The 20,314-nt window shown below is 70.4% G+C and carries 19 protein-coding genes; 14 read left to right on the top strand and 5 right to left on the bottom strand.

The genetic code is table 11. The features are described from left to right. Positions 1 to 516 precede the first annotated feature (516 nt). The 3 genes from ACYUED_RS28680 to ACYUED_RS28690 are packed head-to-tail and all read left to right on the top strand — an operon-like array spanning position 517 to position 3,898. Positions 517 to 2,544, top strand: coding sequence for a Flp family type IVb pilin (locus ACYUED_RS28680; RefSeq protein ID WP_491286458.1), 2,028 nt, complete (start codon positions 517 to 519; stop codon positions 2,542 to 2,544). Further along, a complete protein-coding gene (locus ACYUED_RS28685) occupies positions 2,541 to 3,374 on the top strand; it encodes a hypothetical protein (RefSeq protein WP_491286460.1) in 834 nt (277 codons plus the stop codon). Before ACYUED_RS28680 ends, ACYUED_RS28685 begins: the two co-directional genes overlap by 4 nt. Continuing rightward, positions 3,368 to 3,898, top strand: a complete 531-nt coding sequence (locus ACYUED_RS28690; RefSeq protein ID WP_491286462.1) for a hypothetical protein — start codon at positions 3,368 to 3,370, stop codon at positions 3,896 to 3,898. The genes ACYUED_RS28685 and ACYUED_RS28690 overlap by 7 nt, the downstream gene beginning before the upstream one ends. A 22-nt stretch (positions 3,899 to 3,920) precedes the next feature. Here the strand turns inward: ACYUED_RS28690 and ACYUED_RS28695 are convergent, their stop codons facing one another. Continuing rightward, the gene (locus ACYUED_RS28695; RefSeq protein ID WP_491286465.1) at positions 3,921 to 4,298 is read right to left on the bottom strand and encodes a DUF192 domain-containing protein; all 378 of its coding nucleotides are present in this window, start codon (positions 4,296 to 4,298) and stop codon (positions 3,921 to 3,923) included. 149 nt (positions 4,299 to 4,447) lie between these two features. Here ACYUED_RS28695 and ACYUED_RS28700 point away from each other — a divergent pair, with 149 nt between their 5' ends. From ACYUED_RS28700 to ACYUED_RS28715, 4 genes are all read left to right on the top strand, one after another. Beyond that, the gene (locus ACYUED_RS28700) at positions 4,448 to 5,206 is read left to right on the top strand and encodes a prepilin peptidase (protein WP_491286467.1); all 759 of its coding nucleotides are present in this window, start codon (positions 4,448 to 4,450) and stop codon (positions 5,204 to 5,206) included. Positions 5,207 to 5,269: 63 nt separating this feature from the next. Beyond that, positions 5,270 to 5,848, top strand: a complete 579-nt coding sequence (locus ACYUED_RS28705; RefSeq protein ID WP_491286469.1) for a dihydrofolate reductase family protein — start codon at positions 5,270 to 5,272, stop codon at positions 5,846 to 5,848. Positions 5,849 to 5,890: 42 nt separating this feature from the next. Continuing rightward, the gene (locus ACYUED_RS28710; RefSeq protein WP_491286472.1) at positions 5,891 to 6,766 is read left to right on the top strand and encodes an LLM class flavin-dependent oxidoreductase; all 876 of its coding nucleotides are present in this window, start codon (positions 5,891 to 5,893) and stop codon (positions 6,764 to 6,766) included. 96 nt (positions 6,767 to 6,862) lie between these two features. Continuing rightward, entirely contained in the window at positions 6,863 to 7,711 is an 849-nt protein-coding gene (locus tag ACYUED_RS28715) for a methyltransferase domain-containing protein (protein ID WP_491286475.1), read from the top strand. 3 nt (positions 7,712 to 7,714) lie between these two features. Here ACYUED_RS28715 and ACYUED_RS28720 read toward each other — a convergent pair whose 3' ends face one another. Beyond that, positions 7,715 to 8,878 (bottom strand): winged helix DNA-binding domain-containing protein, encoded by a 1,164-nt coding sequence (locus ACYUED_RS28720; protein ID WP_491286477.1) that lies wholly within the window; start codon positions 8,876 to 8,878, stop codon positions 7,715 to 7,717. Positions 8,879 to 9,713: 835 nt separating this feature from the next. Here ACYUED_RS28720 and ACYUED_RS28725 point away from each other — a divergent pair. From ACYUED_RS28725 to ACYUED_RS28755, 7 genes are all read left to right on the top strand, one after another. Then, positions 9,714 to 10,487 carry an isoprenyl transferase gene (locus tag ACYUED_RS28725; RefSeq protein ID WP_266520936.1) on the top strand — a complete coding sequence of 258 codons (774 nt, stop codon included), beginning with the start codon at positions 9,714 to 9,716 and terminating at the stop codon, positions 10,485 to 10,487. Between the two features lie 361 nt (positions 10,488 to 10,848). Further along, positions 10,849 to 12,174, top strand: coding sequence for an RNA 5'-3' helicase PhoH2 (gene phoH2 / locus ACYUED_RS28730; RefSeq protein WP_491286480.1), 1,326 nt, complete (start codon positions 10,849 to 10,851; stop codon positions 12,172 to 12,174). A 399-nt stretch (positions 12,175 to 12,573) separates the two neighbouring features. After that, the gene (locus ACYUED_RS28735) at positions 12,574 to 13,257 is read left to right on the top strand and encodes an aggregation-promoting factor C-terminal-like domain-containing protein (protein WP_491286482.1); all 684 of its coding nucleotides are present in this window, start codon (positions 12,574 to 12,576) and stop codon (positions 13,255 to 13,257) included. A 137-nt stretch (positions 13,258 to 13,394) separates the two neighbouring features. After that, positions 13,395 to 14,768, top strand: coding sequence for an AI-2E family transporter (locus tag ACYUED_RS28740; RefSeq protein ID WP_491286485.1), 1,374 nt, complete (start codon positions 13,395 to 13,397; stop codon positions 14,766 to 14,768). A 176-nt stretch (positions 14,769 to 14,944) separates the two neighbouring features. After that, entirely contained in the window at positions 14,945 to 15,769 is an 825-nt protein-coding gene (locus tag ACYUED_RS28745) for a MarR family transcriptional regulator (protein WP_491286489.1), read from the top strand. A 90-nt stretch (positions 15,770 to 15,859) separates the two neighbouring features. Further along, a complete protein-coding gene (locus tag ACYUED_RS28750) occupies positions 15,860 to 16,246 on the top strand; it encodes a roadblock/LC7 domain-containing protein (protein WP_266520947.1) in 387 nt (128 codons plus the stop codon). Between the two features lie 4 nt (positions 16,247 to 16,250). Then, the gene (locus tag ACYUED_RS28755; RefSeq protein ID WP_491286492.1) at positions 16,251 to 16,679 is read left to right on the top strand and encodes a hypothetical protein; all 429 of its coding nucleotides are present in this window, start codon (positions 16,251 to 16,253) and stop codon (positions 16,677 to 16,679) included. Positions 16,680 to 16,729: 50 nt separating this feature from the next. Here the strand turns inward: ACYUED_RS28755 and ACYUED_RS28760 are convergent, their stop codons facing one another. The 3 genes from ACYUED_RS28760 to ACYUED_RS28770 are packed head-to-tail and all read right to left on the bottom strand — an operon-like array spanning position 16,730 to position 20,267. After that, positions 16,730 to 19,063, bottom strand: coding sequence for an FtsX-like permease family protein (locus ACYUED_RS28760; protein ID WP_491286494.1), 2,334 nt, complete (start codon positions 19,061 to 19,063; stop codon positions 16,730 to 16,732). Further along, on the bottom strand, positions 19,060 to 19,746 hold the full coding sequence (locus ACYUED_RS28765) for an ABC transporter ATP-binding protein (protein WP_491286496.1): 687 nt from the start codon (positions 19,744 to 19,746) through the stop codon (positions 19,060 to 19,062). The genes ACYUED_RS28760 and ACYUED_RS28765 overlap by 4 nt, the downstream gene beginning before the upstream one ends. Further along, positions 19,743 to 20,267, bottom strand: coding sequence for a PadR family transcriptional regulator (locus ACYUED_RS28770; RefSeq protein ID WP_491286498.1), 525 nt, complete (start codon positions 20,265 to 20,267; stop codon positions 19,743 to 19,745). Before ACYUED_RS28770 ends, ACYUED_RS28765 begins: the two co-directional genes overlap by 4 nt. Positions 20,268 to 20,314 lie beyond the last annotated feature (47 nt).

Genomic DNA, 20,314 nt, shown 5'->3' on the forward strand with positions numbered 1-20,314 from the left:
GGAACGGTGCTCGGTCCCCTTACTTTCAAGCACCGGGCCTGCCAGACGCAGGTGCGAATTGTCGAAGCGCTTGCGTCTGCGGACAGTAATAATGGGGCGCCTGAACAGCAAGACCCTGCGCAGGAAGACACATTCCTTTCACTTGCGGCCCTTCACCGTCGAAGCGCTTCGAACAGCATCGGCCCCGCCCGCCACCTGGCCTTCAGTGGGGTCGGGAAAACTCAGACGGCGGCGATGGTCGCCACGGGCTTGCTCACCATGTGCCGCGACTCGGCTGAGCTGAGCCCGCGGCCCGGTGGCGGCATCCCTCCGGTAGCGCGCCTCTGGCGTTGATTGGGCACCGATTTGGGCCCACGGGCCCATCTCGGGCAGGCAGCCCCTCCCTACGCTCGGACGGAGTAGTGACCAACAGCGGGGGGACCGCGGGCGGTTGAGAAGGGGGCGGTCATGGCGTCGATCGGGGGAGTGTCGGAGTTCGAGGCAGCGTGGTCCTCGGGGCCGGGCGGGCGCCGGAGTATGCCCACCGCTCTCTCGACCGCCCTCGTCCTCACGCACGCCCTCCTCGGTTTCACGGTTCTCGGCGGCCTCGGCCTCCTGCTCACCGCGACGTCGTACGACGCCCTCGACGGCGGCGTACTCGCCCTGCTCGCCTACGCGGCAGCTCCAGGCACCGTCGGCTGGTGGCTCGCCAGGCGGAGTTGGGAGGGCGGGGTCCGGGTCTGGGGCGGGCTGGTCGCCGTGCAGGTGTGGCTGGTCCTCGGCGGCTTGGCCAACCTCGTCGCGGGGTCGGCCCGCGGCGGAATGCAGCTCGTCCTGCCGGTCCTCATCCTCTGCTTCCTGCTCCGCTCGGAGAGCCGCCGCTGGTACGAGCTCCCCCAGCTCGAACGCGCCGAGCACCGCCCCTTCTCCCTGGCCCGCATGATCCGCTGGCGCCGGGACGACGGGCAGACCGCGATCGAGTACGCCGGTCTTGTCGCCATCGTCGCCGCGATTGTCACGGCGTTGCTGGTCAGCGGGCTCGGTACGCAGATCTACGGCGGTATCCAGGCGCAGGTCTGCAAGGTCGCCGGCATGGGCTGCCCGGCTCCGTCGGGCGGCGGCACGGACGTCACGGCCGGGGAGGGGAACCGTAAGACCAACCCCCAGCAGACCGACGGCGGTACCACGGCCGGCAACGACAACGGTCCCGCAGACGACACCCGGACCACCGACGACAACGGCGGCGACGACAGCGGCACCGATGACACCGGTGACGACAGCAAGGGTGACGACAAGAAGGACGACGGCTGCTTCTCCGGCTTCGGTGCCTTCTTCGGCTGCGCCGGCAACCAGGTCAAACAGGTCGGCCAGGGCCTCTTCGTCGACGGCGTCTGGGGCGACCTGACCGGCATCTACGACATGGTCCGCCACCCGCTCGACACGCTCAGCGGCATCGGCGACTACGGCAAGCAGCTCGGCCACGACTGGATGGACAACTCCAAGGACGCCCGCGACAAGTGGTCCAAGGGCGACTACCTGGGCGCGGTCCTGGGCTGGGGCGGCTCCTCGCTGAAGACCGGCGGAACCGTCCTCTACGACATGTTCATCGGCAAGGACGTCGCCGACCAGTGGAACAACGGCAACCACACCCGTGCCGTCACCACCGTCCTCTGGAACGTCGGCTCGCTCTTCATCCCCGGCTACGACGTCGGAAAGGTCGCCGAGAAGATCGGCGTGCTCGGCAAACTCGGCAAGCTGGGCAAGCTCGCGGAGAAGGCGGGCAAGGCGGCGGAGGACGCCAAGAAGGCGGCCAAGGCCGGTGATGTGGCAGGCGCGGAGAAGGCCGCCAAGGAGGCCGAGGACGCGGCCGAGGAGGCGGAGAAGAAGGCCAGGCAGAGCGGCTGCACGATCTCCGCACCGAGCCGCCGTATCCCGTACGACGGCACGGCCCCGGCCGGCCAGGGCGGCACCTTCACCGGCTCCTCGGGCACCGGCACCACCGTCCTCGCCGCCGGAGCGTCCGGCTCCCCGTACGTCGTCCTCGCCGAGGACGGCTGCGACGAGGACGCCAAGAAGGAGGCCGAGGAGGCCCGCAAGCAGGCCGACGAGGCGGACAAGGCGGCGGACCGGTGGCAGGCGGACGACGACGTGGCCGGTCCGGCGGCCGGGAAGACGCTGAGGTACCCGAACAAGCGGCACACCGTCGGCGGATCCGGCAGCGGACAGGTCAAGGAACGCAACACCGTGATCCTCCGGGGGAACGAGGACCTGGTCCGCGAGGACATCGAGGGAATAGCGAAGGGCCGCGCCAAGCTGCTGCCGGACGGAAACACCTACGAGATCAACGGCCGGCAGTACGGAATCGAGGACAGCGGGACGGTCTTCCCCAAGTCCGGGCCGGGCTTGGTCGACATGGACCGCATTGAATACGCTGCCCTGAAGGAGATCGCGCGGAACAAGGGCGATCTCAGCAAGTCACAGCAATTGCAGCGCGACCCCAAGTTCGTCAACAATCCGGACAAGGTCGCGAAGGCCAAGCAGGTGTACGACGGGACGTACAAGTGATCGCGAATCTCTTCACTGTCGCGGAGCTGGAGTCGTCGAGCCTGCGGCGGGCACTGGCGGAGCTGTTGGCCCTGACGGACGGAGCGGTCGACGTCGCCGACACGGACGGGGACCAGGACGCGCGACGCTGGGATTCACCGGTCCTGTGCACGTATCGCGTGCTGCCGCCCGGTGACCTGGCGCTGGAAATCGACATCCACATCGACGACGTGACCGCCGGCGCCCGCACGGAGAAGGACCTCGCGCTCGGGCTGGCGGCGCGGACGGCCACCTCGGTCCTCCACCCCGCCCCGGACCTCGACCTGGACAGCGCCTACTGGGTCGCGACGCCGGACGGACGTTCCGTGCGATGCCGGTTGGAGGCGATCGACTCGGACGAGGACACGACGTACCGGGTCGACACGGTGGAGGGGAAGGTGGCCGATCTCCCCCGGGCCAAGGTCGAGATGCTCACCGAGGTCCTCGATCACGAATTCGTGGAAACGCCTCTCTCCGACGCCTTCCTCGCCACGTTTCCCACGGGCACGACGGCGAGTGCCGAAGGGCGCGTCCACTACAGCCTGCGCGTATGGGAACGGCTCGTTCGCCGTTTGACCGCGGCGCAGTGGGGTCCTTCCGAGCGCTACCACAAGACCCTCTTCCAGCGTGACCTCAAGGCCCGGGACGACCTGGCGCAGCTGGTCACGGAGGTCGACGAGAAACACGCGGACGGACTGCGAACGGTCCTGGCCCGGCTCGACGACGACTTCCGGAGGTCGACCAAGCCCGGCCCGCAGGCGGAGACCGAACGCTGGTGGTGGGACCGGAGCACGGGGAACCTCTCGTGGTGACGCCATGGGACCGCGTCGAGGACGTCCTGCGGCAGCGATACGTCACAGACATCCTCGTCCCCGGTTTGATCGACCGGGACGAGGAACCGGTCCCCGTCTCCGTGTTCCGTCCGCAGCCGCTCGTCGTCCACGTCCTGCTCGACGGGGGCGAGGACGCGGGGAAGGGAGCGCTGCGGCTCGAATCGGTCGGCCAGTACGACCAGTTGGAGGCCCGACTGGTGGACTCCGTGTCCCTGGACGGTGTCGAGCTCTTCGCCCGCGTCGAGGAGGAGACGGACGACGAGGTCGCCCACGCCTCCTTGGGCGAGCAGTTCTTCGGGGACGGCTGGTCCCGGCTCCGCTGCACCACCGTCCGCCGGTACACGGACGCCCGCTCGAACCCCGCCGAGGGCGTCATCAAGTGCCTCGCCCTCGAACTCGAGTCCCACTACTGGCTCTTCTTCGACCCGACCTGGACCTTCGGCATCAGGATCGGGAACGCCGAGGACATGCGGCGCTGGGAGCGGGAGAGCCCTCAGGACTGAACGACGGGGAACCGTGGCCCGTTCAGGCGTCGACCGTCACTTCCACCCGGACCCCCCGCCCGAGCCCCCAACTCGCCATCGCCCCGGCCTCCGACTCCAGCACATGCCGGGAACGGAGTCGGGGCAGGCCCAACCGCCAGGGTTTCATGGTGTGTACGGCGATGACCTCGAGGTCGCGGTCGAGGTAGGCGACGTCGATGGGGATACGCATACGGAAGGTGTGCACGCTGTTGGCGGGGGAGAGCAGGATGGCGCCGTCGACCGAGTCCCGCCCCAACAGGCCTTTGGTACGGGCCCGATAGGAGGTGGCCACCTCCAGCGGAACGGCCACGACCGCAGCCTCCACGCCTCCCGCCCGCACGACCAACTTCCCCCGCCCGTCCCGCCACCGCCGCGCCATACCAGGGAACCTCCGGCCCGAATGTCCTGCCTGACAGCCGGCCTGCCTGCCGGCCTGCCGTGCGAACCGAACGTATCCGCAGGGAAGTAGGTCCCACATGGGCCCACGGGCCCATGCTCTCCCCGTCGCCGTGGCCATAGGGTCCCGCCGTGCGCGTCCTCCTGATCGTCGCGGCCGCCCTCTGGGGAGCGGGAACGGGCCTCGTGCTGCCCCGCGCAGCCCACCGTCTCTCGGTCGAGCAGGGTGAGCCCTGGAGCTCTCGCTGCCCGGCCGGCCATCTGATCGCGGGTGCGTACGGGGGATGGCTGGGCCGGGCGAACTGCCCTGGCGGCGCGGAAGGAGCCGGTCCCTGCGGCACGTACGGTCCGAGCACCCGCACCGTCGCCTCGGTGACCGCACTCGTCTGCGCCGCCCTGGCCGCCGCGGCGGGCGGCCCGCACCCCGAGACGGCGGTCTGGGTTCTCCTCGCGCCCGTCGCGGTCCTGCTGGCCCTCGTCGACTACCGGGTCCACCGCCTGCCCGACGTCCTGACGTTTCCGCTGGCCGCCACGACCGCCGCGCTCCTGGGCGTCGCCTGCGCCCTCCCCGCCGCCACGGGCTCCTGGCCGATCGCTCTCCTCGGCGGTCTCACCCTGGGCGCCGCCTACCTCCTCCTCTTCCTGGCCAACCCCTCCGGCATGGGCTTCGGCGACGTGAAGCTGGCCCTCGCCCTGGGTACGGCCCTCGGCTGGTACGGCTGGCGGATCCTGCTGACGGGCGCCTTCGCGGGGCTGCTCTACGGCGCGCTGTACGGCCTCGGGATGCTCGTCGTACGCCGGGCGGGCCGCAAGTCGGCGATTCCGCTCGGGCCGTTCATGCTGGGCGGCGCGTTCACGGGGCTGTTGCTGGGCGCGTCTGCGGGGGCGTGACCGTAGAGGGACGGCGTACGGTGAAGAACGACCGCTGAGGGACGAACCAGGGCGAGGACTCCGATGTCGAAGATCGTGTTGATGATGGGCGTCTCCCTCGACGGCTACATCGAGGGCCCCGACCACGACATCAGCTGGCACCGCGTCGACGAGGAACTGCACCAGCACCTCAACGACGAGGTCAGAGGCTACGGCGCACTGCTGAGCGGCCGCCGCGTCTACGAGCTGATGGCCGACTTCTGGCCCACCGCGGACGCGGACCCGAACGCCTCCGCCACCACCGCCGAGTTCGCCGCGATCTGGCGGGACATCCCGAAGGTCGTGTACTCACGGACCCTGGAGCGGGCCGAGTGGAACACGACGGTCGTGCGGGACGTCGTCCCCGAGGAGGTCAGGGCGCTCAAGGAGCGGTCGGAGCGGGATCTCGGGCTCGGCGGGGCCGAGGTCGCCAAGGAGTTCCTGCGGCTCGGGCTCGTCGACGCGTACTCGATCTGCGTCCACCCCGCCGTCGTCGGACGCGGCACGAAGCTCTTCCCGGAGGCCGACATCGCCGCCTCCCTCCGGCTCGTCGAGAGCCGCACCTTCGGCAACGGCGTCGTACAGCTGCGGTACGAGCGAAGCGACACCGGCGGTGCCTCGTAAAGGAGTTGTCCCGCTCGGCTCGGCGCGGGTAGGAAGGACGGCATGACTGGACTCGGTGCTGTGTTCCGGCCCCAACTGCCGCCCGAGCGACTGCGCGCCGTCGCCCGTATCGCCGACGAGAGCGGGCTCGAGGAGCTCTGGCTGTGGGAGGACTGTTTCCGGGAGGGCGGGATCTCGACCGCCGCGGCCGCCCTCGCCTGGACCGAGCGAGTGCGGGTCGGCGTCGGACTGCTTCCCGTGCCGCTGCGGAACGTCGCCATCACCGCCATGGAGGCCGCCTCCCTCCACCGGATGTTCCCGGGGCGGGCCGTCGTCGGCGTCGGGCACGGCGTGCAGGACTGGATGGGGCAGGTCGGGGCGCGTGTCGAGTCACCGGTGACCTTGCTTCGCGAGCATCTCGACGCGCTGCGCGCCCTGCTGCGCGGGGAGCGGCTCACGACCGACGGACGCTACGTCCACCTCGACGACGTCGGCCTCGACTGGCCGCCCTCCGGGCCCGTGCCCGTCTTCGCCGGTGCCACCGGGCCGCGTTCGCTGCGGCTGTCCGGTGAGGCCGCGGACGGCACCGTCCTTACCGCGTCCACCACGGCCGACGGGGTGCGGCGGGCCCGTCAACTCATCGACGAGGGGCGGGAGTCGGCCGGGCGGGCCGGCGATCCGCACGAGGTCGTCGTCTACCTGCTCGCCGCCACCGGGCCCGACGCCGCCTCCCGGATCCGGTCCGAACTGGCCGACGAGGGGCTCGACTCCGTCCCCGACCTCGGTGTCGCCGGGGACGCCGGTGCCGTCGCCAAGGCCGTACAACGACTCGCCGAGGCGGGCGCGGACACGGTGATCCTCCAGCCGACGGGAGACGAGCCCGACCCCGAGGGTTTCGTGCGGTTCGTGGCAGAAGAGGTCAGACCTCTCGTCAAGTGAACGGGCCGTGCGGGCCGTGCCCGACACGAGCGGCCCGCACGAACTGCTCCCCGCCCCCACCTCTGACCCCCCACCTCTGACAGGACTGACCACCCCATGCCCCACGAAGAACCCCACGGCGACACACTTCGCGGGGACACACTTCGCGGGGACAGACTCCACGGCAGGCCCCGCAGCTTCGAGGACCTCCTCGCCGAGGGCGTCGCCGTGCCCACGGAAGGGTGGGACTTCTCCTGGTTCGAGGGCCGGGCCACGGAGGAGCGGCCCTCATGGGGATACGCCGTCGCCCTGGCCGACCGACTCGCCGCAGCCACCGCCGCACTGGACATCCAGACCGGGGGAGGTGAGGTCCTGGCGTTCGCCCTCGGCCGGGCGGTGAAGGTCCCGGCGCTCATCGCCGCGACCGAGGGCTGGCCGCCGAACGTCGACAGGGCCACGGCCCTGCTCCGCCCGCGCGGCACCGTGGTCGTCGCCTTGCCCGAGGACGCGCCGCTTCCGTTCGCGGACGGCGCCTTCGACCTCGTCAGCAGCCGGCACCCGGTGACCCCGCACTGGGCGGAGATCGCCCGCGTCCTGGAGCCCGGCGGCACCTACTTCGCCCAGCACGTCGGCCCGGGCAGCGTGTACGAGCTGGTCGAGTACTTCCTGGGACCGCAGCCCGACCAGTCGCGCAGCGCCCGCCGCCCCGACGGCGAACGCGCCGGCGCCGAGGCCGCCGGCCTGGAGATCGTCGACCTGCGCGCCGAGCGGCTGCGCATCGAGTTCCACGACATCGCGGCCGTCGTGCACTTCCTTCGCAAGGTGGTCTGGATGGTCCCCGGCTTCACCGTCGAGGCATACGGGGACCGCCTCCGTGCCCTGCACGAACGGATCGAGTCCGAGGGCCCGTTCGTCGCGCACAGCACCCGGCACCTCTTCGAGGCCCGCAGGCCACACCACCGATGAGCCCTACGCGTGCGGACCCGCGGCCACCTCCCCGATCACCAACTCGGCCTTCGCCTCCAGCACTTCGCCCACCCGCTCCGCCTGCTCGCCCAACTCCCGCTCCTGGCGCGCCGCCAGCCGCCCGAGCGGTTCCACCGTGACGGTCGTACGACGTCCCCGGCGCCGCTGGTGCCAGACCCCCGCCACCACACCGTCCACCAGCAGCACGGGGTAGTTGCCCGCCTGTCCGCCGGCCAGCGCCCGCTGGTAGGCGGCACCCGGGAACAGCGTCCGGCGGGGCTGCGCGGCGATGGCGTAGGCATCGAAGTAGGGCAGCAGACGGACGCCGCGGACCCGGCCCTCGGGGAACTCCGTGTCACCGGCGACGACCCAGCACCCCTCCGCCCCCTCGAACACGACCTCCTCGATCTCCCCCGTCCCGGCCAGTTCCGCGAACAGCTTCCCTGCCCAACCACCCGGTGCCGCCAGCCACTTGGCGAAGTTCTGGGGTGACGCCGGACCGTAGGCGTGCAGGTAGCGGCGTACCAGCTCGCGCAGCGCCTCCTGTGGCGGCAGCGGAGTGAAGTGCGGCGGGCGGGTGTACGTCACCTTGCGGCCCCGGTTCGGGCCGGAGCACATCGCACCGGACTGGCCGGCCCGGTGCATCACCTGCCGCCAGCGCGGCCACAGGTCCTGGAACGCGGGCATCACCCGGTCGCCGGCCCAGGAACCGGTGCGGGCGACGACCTCCTCGCTCAGCTCGTCCACGGTCAGGCACACGCCCTCCAGGGCGTCCCCGATCGCCGCCACGATCTGCCGTGCCTGCTCCTCGGTGACCCGCACGTCCGGTGCGGACTGGCTCGCGCCCGACGGCACGGCGGACAACGCCGCACACCACAAAGGCAGTTCACGCACGGGCAGCAGATGCACGGTCCCGCGCGGCCCGTGCATCTTCACCAGCGAGTCAGGTGCGGGGGCGCCCCACAGCGCGGCGCGCACGTCGGCCCGCGTCGCGCCCGCGGCCCGTATCCCCACCGACACCTCCGCCGCGGACAGCACCTGGGCATGCGCGCCGAGCATCGCGCCGACGACCTCGGCGACCGGAGTGCCGTCACCGGCGGGTGTGGCCAGGAACTGCCGTTCCAGCCGGCGGGCGCTCGCCTCGTTCCACGTGATCTGCAGGGTCATGAGCCGACGGTAGGCCGGAAGTAGGTCGGATACTGTCCGCTATCGAGGTCCGGCTGGGCGTCGTACCGGACAATCGACGCATCAACGGCGGATCGCGCTCGCACATTCGCAGGTGGCGGTGGGTTTCCGCATTGTTATCGAGATTCGCTCGCCTCCGCGGTAAGCCTCGCGTAAGTTCAGACCAAAGGAATTCGCGTCAGCAAAGCTGCGCGGGCGGCACCGTGCAGCGGAGGGGGCTGCGCGGTGCTTTTTCTGCGTCAAGCCGTTGTTCGCGGGCCGGGTCACCCGGTTGGGGGACGTGGGGGCAACTCGCAGGGCCGCGGCGCGGGGGACGTCAAACGCTCCGGATTGCTCCGCTTCCCGCCCGATTTCCTTGGAATCCGCTGTGTTTCGGCCGTGAACCGGCCATGAGGGGGCCGCTTCGTGCCCATCGGCGCGTCGCCGTTCGATTCCGGAGAGTAGTTGTGGCACGCCGATGCAGCCAGCAGCACTTACGAAGGGTTATGGTGGAAACCCCCCCCTCGGGCCGGTCCGTATCCCCCCCACGGACCGGCCCGTTTTCTCTGTCCGGCGTGTGTGCGCCGCCACCCCGCGCCCGGCACCGGCGCCTTGGCACACGGCGCGGGAGAGGTCCTTGCGGCGGCGTGGTGGAAGCCCGGTGGAAGCCCTTGCGCCCGGTCCCCGTTGGCGGCGGCCCGGTCTCGCAGGGGTAGGCTCGCCTTCGGGGACCGTCATACGGAGATCCCGGACCGCCATACGGACAGGGCCCGCCCTCGGCCGAGCCGCCGAGCCCGGGCCGCGCCTGTCCGATCCGTACGGAGGGGCTGACAATCACGTGAACCTGCGCGACAAGCTGCGCGGCCTGCTGGTCAGGCTGTACGCGCGCCGGGTGGAAGGTCACCTGGACCACGCTCAGGTGCCCAAGCACATCGGCGTCATCATGGACGGTAACCGGCGCTGGGCGAAGGCCGCGGGTTCCACCACCGTGCACGGTCACCGGGCCGGCGCCGAGAAGATCGAGGAGTTCCTCGGCTGGTGCAGCGAGACGGACGTCGGGGTCGTCACCCTCTGGCTGCTGTCGACGGACAACTTCGACCGGCCCCAGGACGAACTCGGCCCGCTCCTCGGCATCATCGAGGACGTCGTACGGACCCTCGCCGCGGACGGCCGCTGGCGTGTGCACCACGTCGGCACCCCCGACCTGCTGCCCTCGCAGATGCGGAACGCCCTCAAGGAGGCCGAGGAGTCCACCGCCCACATCGACGGAATACTGGTCAACGTCGCCATCGGGTACGGCGGACGCCAGGAGATCGCCGACGCGGTGCGCTCGATGCTCGTCGACGCCCAGGACAAGGGCACCTCGATGGAGGAGCTCGCCGAGGCCGTCGACGTCGACATGATCGGCCGTCACCTCTACACCGGCGCACAGCCCGACCCCGACCTCGTGATCCGCACCAGCGGAGAGCAGCGGTTGTCCGGTTTCATGCTGTGGCAGACCGCTCACTCGGAGTACTACTTCTGTGAGGTCTTCTGGCCGGCCTTCCGCAAGGTCGACTTTCTGCGCGCCCTGCGTGACTACGCGGCGCGCCACCGCCGCTACGGCGGCTGACGCACATCACGCCTGCTGAGCGGCGCCGCGACCGCCCCACGGTGGGGCGGAAGCGCCGCGCTTTCCGGAGCGATACCCCCGCACCCCCAGGAGTTCACCAGGGCGCCGTCATATGCGTCGGCATGGCACCGCGAGTTCGAGGGCATAAGCCAGTCAGGTCGATGCCCGAACCACGGGTGTCGGATCTCAGCGGACGGCACGGGGCCGTCCGCCCGGGAGGCCCTTTGCACCAGCTCGATCGTGCGGTCACTGCACGGACGAAAAGGCGGAGGGCCGGTTCTCGGCCCTCGCAGGGCGGCCGACGACCGGTCCAGCTCCACTCCGTCGCTCCCCGACCTCATCCGAGGGGGTACGTCCTTCCGTGGTGACCAGCACAAAGCGCCGCATGCCTGACCGGCGCACCTATGTTCTCGACACCAGCGTCCTGCTGGCCGACCCGAACGCCCTGAACCGCTTCGACGAGCACGAGGTAGTGCTGCCGATCGTCGTGGTGACAGAGCTGGAGGCCAAGCGGCACCATCCCGAACTCGGCTACTTCGCCCGGCAGGCCCTTCGTCTGCTCGACGAGTTCCGGGTCCGGTACGGTCGCCTCGATGCCCCCATCCCGATCGGGGAACTCGGCGGCACGGTGCGTGTCGAGCTCAATCACTCGGACCCCAGCGTGCTGCCGACCGGCTACCGCCTGGGGGACAACGACTCCCGCATCCTCGCGGTCGCCCGCAATCTGCAGGCCGAGGGGTTCGACGTCACGGTCGTGTCGAAGGACCTGCCGCTCAGGATCAAGGCGTCCTCGGTCGGACTCCTCGCCGAGGAGTACCGGGCCGAGCTCGCCATCACGGGTTCCTCCGGCTGGACCGGAATGTCCGAACTGACCCTGCCCGGCGAGCAGGTGGACATCCTCTTCGAGGAAGGGCACGTGCATGTGCCCGAGGCCTCGGACCTTCCCGTGCACACGGGACTGACGATCCAGTCGGAGCGCGGCAAGGCTCTCGGCCGAGTCACGCCCGAGGGCAACATCCGCCTCGTGCGCGGCGACCGGGAGGCGTTCGGTATCAAGGGGAGGAGCGCGGAACAGCGGATCGCGCTCGATCTGCTCCTCGACCCGGACGTCGGGATCGTCTCCATGGGCGGCCGGGCCGGCACCGGCAAGTCGGCGCTCGCGCTGTGCGCCGGACTCGAGGCGGTGCTGGAGCGGCGCCAGCACCAGAAGGTGATGGTCTTCAGGCCGCTGTACGCGGTCGGCGGGCAGGAACTCGGCTATCTGCCGGGCTCCGAGTCCGAGAAGATGAGCCCCTGGGCGCAGGCGGTCTTCGACACGCTGTCCGCGGTCGCCAGCCGCGAGATCATCGAAGAGGTCACCTCGCGCGGGATGCTCGAAGTCCTTCCGCTCACCCACATCCGCGGGCGCTCGCTGCACGACGCGTTCGTGATCGTGGACGAGGCGCAGTCACTGGAACGGAATGTCCTGCTGACTGTTCTGTCCCGAATCGGCTCCAATTCACGGGTGATTCTCACCCATGACGTGGCGCAAAGGGACAATCTGCGCGTCGGCCGCTATGACGGTGTCGTCGCCGTCGTGGAGAAGCTGAAGGGGCATCCGCTCTTCGCGCACGTGACCCTGACGAGGTCCGAGAGGTCCCAGATCGCGGCGCTTGTGACCGAAATGCTGGAGGACGGCCAAATCTGAGGTAATTCAGGCCCGTTGGCGCCGTCTCGCAAAGGCTGTGAGCCTAGCGGGGCGGCGTCTTCGCGTGTTGCTGTTTCTCGAAATCACCTGGGCCAAACGGGATGTGAGCTTTCACACGCAACTCAGAATTGCCACCCGGTGTCTGGTTACGGCAGAGTCTCAGTCCTGTCAGGCCCCGCATACGACACATCTGTACCCCCAGCGGTACGGCACCACAGAAGCATCACAGCTAACTCCACAGCGTCGTCGTATGCCGCCCGTGCTCCACGCGGTGCTCCCCTCGGGGGAGTTGCCCATCGGGTCCGTGCCTCCCGTGACCGCGTAGTTGGGAGGACAGCGCCAGGGGCACGATTGCGTCCGCCAGGGTCACCGAAGCGGACGATGCTGGAAGGAAACCGTGTGAGCCGGATTTCGGTCCGGGGATTCGCAGTGGCCTCGGCCACCGCGGTCACCGCCGTCGGAAGCGTTGTCGGAGTTGCCTCGGGCAGCACCGCCCAGCCCAACGACGCCGAGGCGACGGCAAGCGACGCGACGCTCCTGGCGGACATACCCACGGGCCAGCAGGCCCAGGTCCAGACCGTGTCCCTGGCGCGTCAGGCCGACGCCCAGGCCATCCAGGCCGACGCGAGCGCCAAGAAGGGCGCCGAAGAGGCTGCCCGCAAGGCCGCCGCGGACACCGCCATCGCCAAGAAGGAAGCGGCGGAGAAGGCGGCCAAGGAAGCCAAGGAGCGCGCCCGGACGAAGGCCGCGGCCAGCCGCAGCAGCGCCGACTTCCCGGTCCAGAGCTCGTACTCCGTCGGCGAGATCCAGTCGATGGCACGGCAGATGGTGCCGAGCGGCCAGTTCCAGTGCTTCAGCAACATCGTGGACCACGAGTCCAGCTGGAACTACCACGCGGTCAACGCCTCCTCCGGCGCATACGGCCTCTTCCAGGCCCTGCCCGCCTCCAAGTACTCGTCCGCCGGCGCCGACTGGCAGACGAACCCGGGCACCCAGATCAAGTGGGGCCTGAACTACATGAACAGCCGGTACGGCAGCCCGTGCGAGGCCTGGTCGTTCTGGTCGGCCAACCACTGGTACTGAGCCGCGAGGCGGCGGCCTCACCTCTCAACCTTGCGCAGCCCCTCCCCGTCATAGGGGGAGGGGCTTTCGCCCTGTACGGTCGTTCGCGACGGCTCCAGGGGGGAGTGGTGGGGAAAGACGGGGGAAGAGGACGGATCATGTCGCGAGTGCCAGGGTGGCTCGGTCGGATCGGCGCCGGACTCACCGAGGTGAGTGAGCGGCTGGACGAGCGCCGCGCCGAGGTGGAACGGGAGAACGCCGGGCACGGCGAACCCGCTCAGCCGCGCAAGACCGTGAAGGCTCCGCCACCCGCCGACCGCACCCCCGAGCCTCCACTCCCGCCGGCCACCCGCCCCGACCCCGCGCACGCCGTGCCCTGGGGCGTACGCGTCGCCGCCGAGGCCGGCTGGCGTCTGCTGGTGCTCGCGGGCACCGTATGGGTGCTGATGCGGGTCATCAGCGCCGTCCAGCTCGTGGTCTTCGCCTTCGTCGTCGCCCTGCTCATCACGGCGCTGCTCCAGCCGACCGTGGCCCGTCTCAAGCGCCACGGCGTGCCGGGCGGCCTCGCGACCGCCCTCACCGCGATCCTCGGCTTCGTCGTCATGGGGCTGATCGGCTGGTTCGTGACCTGGCAGGTCATGGAGAACATCGACAACCTCTCCAGCCAGATCCAGAGCGGCATCGACGACCTGCGCAACTGGCTGCTGAAGAGCCCCTTCCACGTCACCGACAAGCAGATCAACCAGATCGCCAAGAACCTGCGGGAAGCGGTCGGCGCGAACACCGACCAGATCACCTCCGCGGGCCTGGAGGGCGTGCAGGTCGTGGTCGAGGCGCTGACCGGCATCCTGCTGACGTTCTTCTCGACCCTGTTCCTGCTCTACGACGGCCGGCGCATCTGGGAGTGGACGCTGAAGCTGGTCCCGGCGGCGGCCCGGCCGGGCGTCGCGGGCGCGGGTCCGAGGGCCTGGCGGACGCTGACGGCCTATGTGCGCGGCACGGTGCTCGTCGCCCTGATCGACGCCATCTTCATCGGCCTCGGCATCTACTTCCTCGACGTCCCCATGGCCGTACCGCTGGCCGTCTTCATCTTCCTGTTCTCCTTCATCCCGCTCGTCGGCGCCGTGGCGTCCGGCGCGCTGGCCGTGGTCGTCGCACTGGTCACCCAGGGCGTGTTCACGGCGGTCATGACGCTCCTCGTGGTCCTCGCGGTCCAGCAGATCGAGGGCCACATCCTGCAGCCGTTCATCCTGGGCCGTGCGGTGCGCGTCCACCCGCTCGCGGTGGTCCTGTCGGTCGCGGCGGGCGGCATGGTGGCCGGGATCGGCGGCGCGGTGGTCGCCGTACCGCTGGTGGCGGTGACGAACACGGTGGTCGGCTACCTGAGGGTGTACTCCCTGGAACACGATCCCGCAGGCGACGACCAGCCGCTTCCAACCGGTCCGACGATCGAGGACGAGGCAGCCGAGTCCGAAGGGGAGGCCGGGGGCGCAACCCCCGGCGACGGCCCCGAGGACGCCGGGAAGGCCTGAGGCGCCGCCGCCTGAAAACCGCCCCGGAATCGGTCAAATGAGCGCCGAACAAAGCTATTTGAACCGGCTTGGGGCTCAACTTCCGTCACCTGGGAACAGGTCGGAAATCTCCCGCCGGAATATGCGTCCGGCCTGATACACCTTCCTCCCTCAGCGCTATGCGACAGGGGGGCGTGATGTCGGGCTTCGACCTGCTGGCACGAGCCCTGGCCGCCTGCGGGCGCGAGGGGTGGACCGGCGTCCTGCGTGTGTCCGGGTCGCCCGGCGGCATCCTGCACCTCAGGGACGGACTCGTCGTCGCCGCCGAATCCCCCGGGGCGCCGGGGCCGGAGGCGCTGCTGCTGCGGTCCGGGCGGGTGGACGGCGAACAGTGGGCCGCGCTGGTGCGGGAGGCCCGGGGTGCGCGCTGGCCGGCGGCCGGGCTGATCGCCCGCGGATACGCCGGTGCCGCCCAGCTCGCGGTGGTGTGCGTGATGGCGCTGCAGGACGCGGTGTTCGCGATCGTCGCGGGCCGCGTGGACGGCTGTGAGCGTGCCGAGGCCCGCGTCGAGCCGCCCGCCCCGGTCACCGTGGGCGAGCCGCCCGCCGGGCTCCTGCAGGACGCGGTCCGCAAGCTGGCCGCCGTCGCCGCCCTGCCCCACCCCGTCGACCCCGACCGCGAACGGCCCGTCCCGGCACCGGGGTTCGACGGCCCGCTCACCACGCTGCGACGCGAGCTGGTCGAGCATGCCGACGGCCGCCGTACGGCCCGTGATCTCGCCTTCCGTACCGGGCGAGGCGTCTACACCGTCACGGTCGAGGTCGCGCGGATGCTCGGCGAGGGGCTTCTGGAGTGCCCCGCCGGGCCCGCGCCCATCCCGGTCCGCGCACCCCCCGACGGCATCCGCCACCGCACCCCGCCGCCGCCCGCACCGCCCCCGCCCGAAGAGCCGGCACCCGTCGACCTGCCCCGCCGCAGATCGAACGGCTTCTTCCGCCTGCGGAACGGAACCCCGAAATGAACAGGCCGAACAGATCCGAAACACCATGCGAAACGACATGCGAAGCGACATACGACGAGAAATGCGAAGAGAAATAGGGGAGTTGAGCACATGGATCGTGAAGCTCTGGCGCTCGAAATGCGCGGTCTGCGGGAGCAGGTGACTGGAATCACCGATACCGCGGTCGCGGCGTCCGACGGGCTGCTGATCGCGGCCGACACCGCCGACTCGATCGACCCGGAAGGCCTCGCTGCCCTGGCAGCGGCCGGCCTGGGCCTCGCCCGCCGCACCGCCCAGGCGACCGCGCGCGGCACCCTGCGGCAGACCGTGACCTACGGCAGCCACGGCTGTGCCGCCTTCTACGCCGTCGGCGACACCGCGCTGATGGTCGTCCTGGGCGACGAGGGCCTGGACGTCGACGGCCTGCACCGGGCGACCGGGCCCGCTCTGGATCGCATCGGCTCGATCCTCCGGCACACAACGGCAGAAGGAGTCTGAAGGGATGGCGACGAAGCGTATGGCCACCGGTTTCTCCGATCAGGTGATGGGCCTGGTCAAATCTCTCCGTACCGACGCCCCCGACTGTGTCGCCTCGGGCGTCGTCGACATGTCCACCGGCATGCTGCTGTCGTACGAGACCGTCGAGAACCATCCGCCCGAGGTCCTGGACCTGCTGGCGGGCGCGACCCTCGACCTGTTCCAGGGCCGCACGGTCGTGATGATCGAGGACGTCTTCAAGGAACGCCGGGGGATGCAGAGCGACAACCACTTCTTCCAGGAGATCCTGGTCAACAGCGAGAACCTCACCCATCTGTTCGTGCGCATGAACGAGCAGCAGGACGTCGTCGCCGTCGTCGTCTGCCGCAAGTCGGTCAACGTGGGCATGCTGTTCGCCCAAGTGCGGCGGGTGGTGCGGGAGTACAGCCTGTGAGAACGCGGAAGGGCCCCTCCCTTCGGGGAGGGGCCCTTCCGCGTGCGCTCTCACTCGGTGCGCAGACCGTCCGGCCGCATCAGCCGCAGCAGCGGCGGCAGGCTGAGCAGGGTCACGCCGAGGACGACCCCGGCGCCGATGCCCGTCATCGAGAGCACGCTCGCCCAGTCCACGCTCACCGTGTCGCCGGTCATCCTCAGCAGCACCGTGCCCAGCGTCAGTCCGACCACCGACGCCAGCAGCAGACCCAGCGCGATGGGGATCGCCGTCTGCCACAGCACCGACAGGCTCAGCGTGCGGCGCCGGGTTCCGAAGGCGACCAGCGACGACAGCAGCTTCTTGCGCTCGCGCAGCTGCTCCAGCTGGGAGACCAGCAGGCTCGCGCCGATCAGCAGCAGGACGCAGGTGGCACCGACGAACAGCCCGGTGCGGATCGACTGGAACTGCAGCGACTGCTTGGCGGACGTCAGGTTGAACACGTCCGCCAGCGGATCCAGCCGAGCCGCGGTGTTGCGCGCGTACTCGTCGGCGTCCGCCATCGACCGGTCCAGGGAGAGGTACACCTTCTGGGTCAGGCCGGCGTTCGCCGCCGCGGGCAGCGCGCCCGAGGTGATGAGCACGCCACCGCGCTCATAGCCGGTCGGGTCCTTGCGCTGTGCCGCCGTCTTCACGCCGGAGGGCACCTTCCAGGCTGCCGTGTGGTGGGACGCCCCGCTGTACGCCGGGTCGAAGTACAGGGTGCGGCCCGCGGTGACCCACTTCTTCGTGTTGCTGCCGTACTCGTCGCCGACGATGCGGAAGACGTCGCCGTCCCGGCAGGACGCCAGCCGGGCCAGCTCGCGCAGCTGCGCACAGCTGCCGGCGGCCATCTCCAGTTCGTCGTCCGGGTCCTTCGGCGCGGTCCCGACCGAGCCCAGCGAGATCGCCGTCACCCGGCTCACGCCCTCCGTCCCGGTGAGCTTGCGGTCCACCTCGGACAGCGGGACGTCACCGCGCACGGAGATCTCCACCTGCGCCCGGTCGAGGTCGTTCTTCGTCCACTTGGTGTAGTCCTGCTCGACCCCCGCGAACAGCATCTGCAGCGCGATCGCGCCGGCCACGGCGACCGCGATGCCGTTGACCATGCGGGCGGCCGAGCCGCTGCTCAACTGCAGTCTGCGGACGGCCAGTTGCCAGGAGACCGAGCCCGAGTTCAGCCGGGCGACCACGGCCTCGACGATCCACGGCAGCAGGGCGGTGACGCCGATCAGCAGCAGCACGGTGCCGCCGATCACCATCCACTGGTTGAAGTCGCCGTTGGAGTTGCCCTGCCCCATCATCGGGTAGAGCAGCGCGAGGCCGCCCAGCGGCAGCAGCAGCCGCCACCACAGCCGGCGCCGCGGCGGCTTCGCCGTACGCACCACGCCCAGCGGCTCGATGACGACCCCGCGCAGCGCGAACAGCGTCACCAGGACGGCCGCGGCCGGTACGGCGACGGCGACGAGGGCGACGAGCGCGGGCGAGGGGTTCAGGTCGCTCGGGAACACGCTGATGTCCCGTACCTCCAGCAGGGCCGCCAGCTGACGTCCGGTGAGGAAGAAGACGGTGCCGAGGACGAGCCCGAGCAGCGCCCCGGCGAGCGCCTCGCCGCCCGCGATCCGGCGGGCCATCCTGCCGTCCGCGCCGACCAGCCGCAGCGCCGCGAGCCGACGGTCGCGGCGCTCGCCGCCGAAGCGGACGGCCGCGGCGATGAAGACACCGACGGGCAGGAGCAGCACCACGAAGATGATCGTGACGAGCAGGATCAGGATCGGGTCCAGCGCGTCATCGCGGTTCCCGGAGGAGGGCCCGAAGTAGTTGATGCGCTCGATGCGGCCGCCGGCCAGATGGTTCTCCAGGCCCGAGGCGCCCGCGTAGTAGGTGAGTTCGGCGGGCCCGATCAGCCCGGAGTCGTCGATGGTGCCGACGGCGCGGTAGGGGATGCGCCCCCGCAGCAGCTTGCCGGAGTCCGACGCGAGCAGCTTCTTCAGCGCCGGCGAGACGACCATCTCGCCCTTGGCCGGGAACTTTGCGACGCCCGGCGGCATCGGCGCCCGCGACCCCTCCCGCTCCAGGAGCCGGCCGCGTACGTCCGCGCCGTGGAACGTCGTGTCGGTGCTGGCGACGATCAGCGTGTCGTCCGCCCTGGGCAGCACCTTCCCGCTGTACGTGAAGTCGTCGCGGGAGTTGGAGCGGTGGTTGCGCTCGGACAGTGCGCTGGGTATCGCCGTCGTCAGCAGCAGCAGCGCCACGCCGAGCCCGACACCGACGGCCGTCAGCAGCGCCCGGGTCCAGCCCTCACGCCCGCCGGCGAAGGCGAACCGCAGCCCCATGGCCAGATCGTCGGCCCACTGCCGTACGTTCATACAGCCCGCTCCATGTCCCGGGACTTCCCGTCCCGTACGACGATCTCGCGGTCCGAGTAGGCGGCGACCCGTGCCTCGTGCGTGACGAGGACGACGGCGGCGTTGGTGGACCGGGCGGCGTCGGTGAGCAGATCCATCACGCGCTCGCCGTTGAGCGAGTCGAGCGCGCCGGTCGGCTCGTCGGCGAACAGCATCCGGGGACTGGTGACCAGGGCCCGGGCGACGGCGACGCGCTGCCCCTGACCGCCGGAGACCTCACCGGGCCGCTTCTTCCTCAGGCCGTCGACCTCGAGCCGCTCCATCCACGTCAGCGCGGTCCGCTCGGCCTCCTTGCGGGGGGTGCCGTTCAGCCTGAGCGGCAGGGCGACGTTCTCCACGCACGTCAGCTCCGGCACGAGCTGCCCGAACTGGAACACGAACCCGAACTCCGAGCGTCGCAGCGCGCTGCGCTCGGCGTCGCTCATGGTCGCCATCTCGCGTCCGCTGTACGTGATCGATCCCGAGTCGGGCGTCACGATCCCGGCGAGACAGTGCAGCAGGGTCGACTTGCCGGACCCGGAGGGACCCATGACGGCGACGACCTCACCGGGGTGGATGGAGAACTCGGCACCGTCGAGGGCGACGGTCGGCCCGTAGGCCTTGCGCAGCTCGTCCGCGACGAGCAGAGAACCTGCGGGAGTCATCGGGTCACCGCTTCCGCGAGTTTGTCGAGGCGCGCGGCGGTCAGTTCCAGCCAGCGCAGGTCGGCTTCGAGGTGGAACAGGGCGTGGTCGCAGATGAGCTGGTCGGCCAGGTCCCCCTTCCGCTTCCGGTCGGTCAGGATCCTCATCATGCGCAGGTGCTCGGAGCGCTGCGTGTCGAGGATGTCGGCCGCGTTGCGGTGGGTGAGCAGCGCGAGGACGACCTTGGTGTACAGCGTGGACTGCAGATACGGCTCGGGCGTCTCCGGTGTCGCGAGCCAGCGCTCCACGTCGGTGATCCCGGCGTCGGTGATCGCGTACCGCTTGCGCTCGGGGCCGCCTCCGGCCTCGATGCCGTCGACCTCGACGAGCCCGTTCCTCAGCAGGCGGGACATGGTCGAGTAGACCTGGCCGTAGTGCAGCGGCCGGTCGTGACCGAACGTGTCGTCGAAGGCCCGCTTGAGGTCGTAGCCATGGCGGGGCCCGGACTCCAGGAGCCCTAGGAGAGTGTGACCGATGGACATGCCAAGGACTCTACGCGGATGTATACGCCCTGTGTATACGCACCGTG

The organism is Streptomyces sp. DF42, from assembly GCF_058267695.1.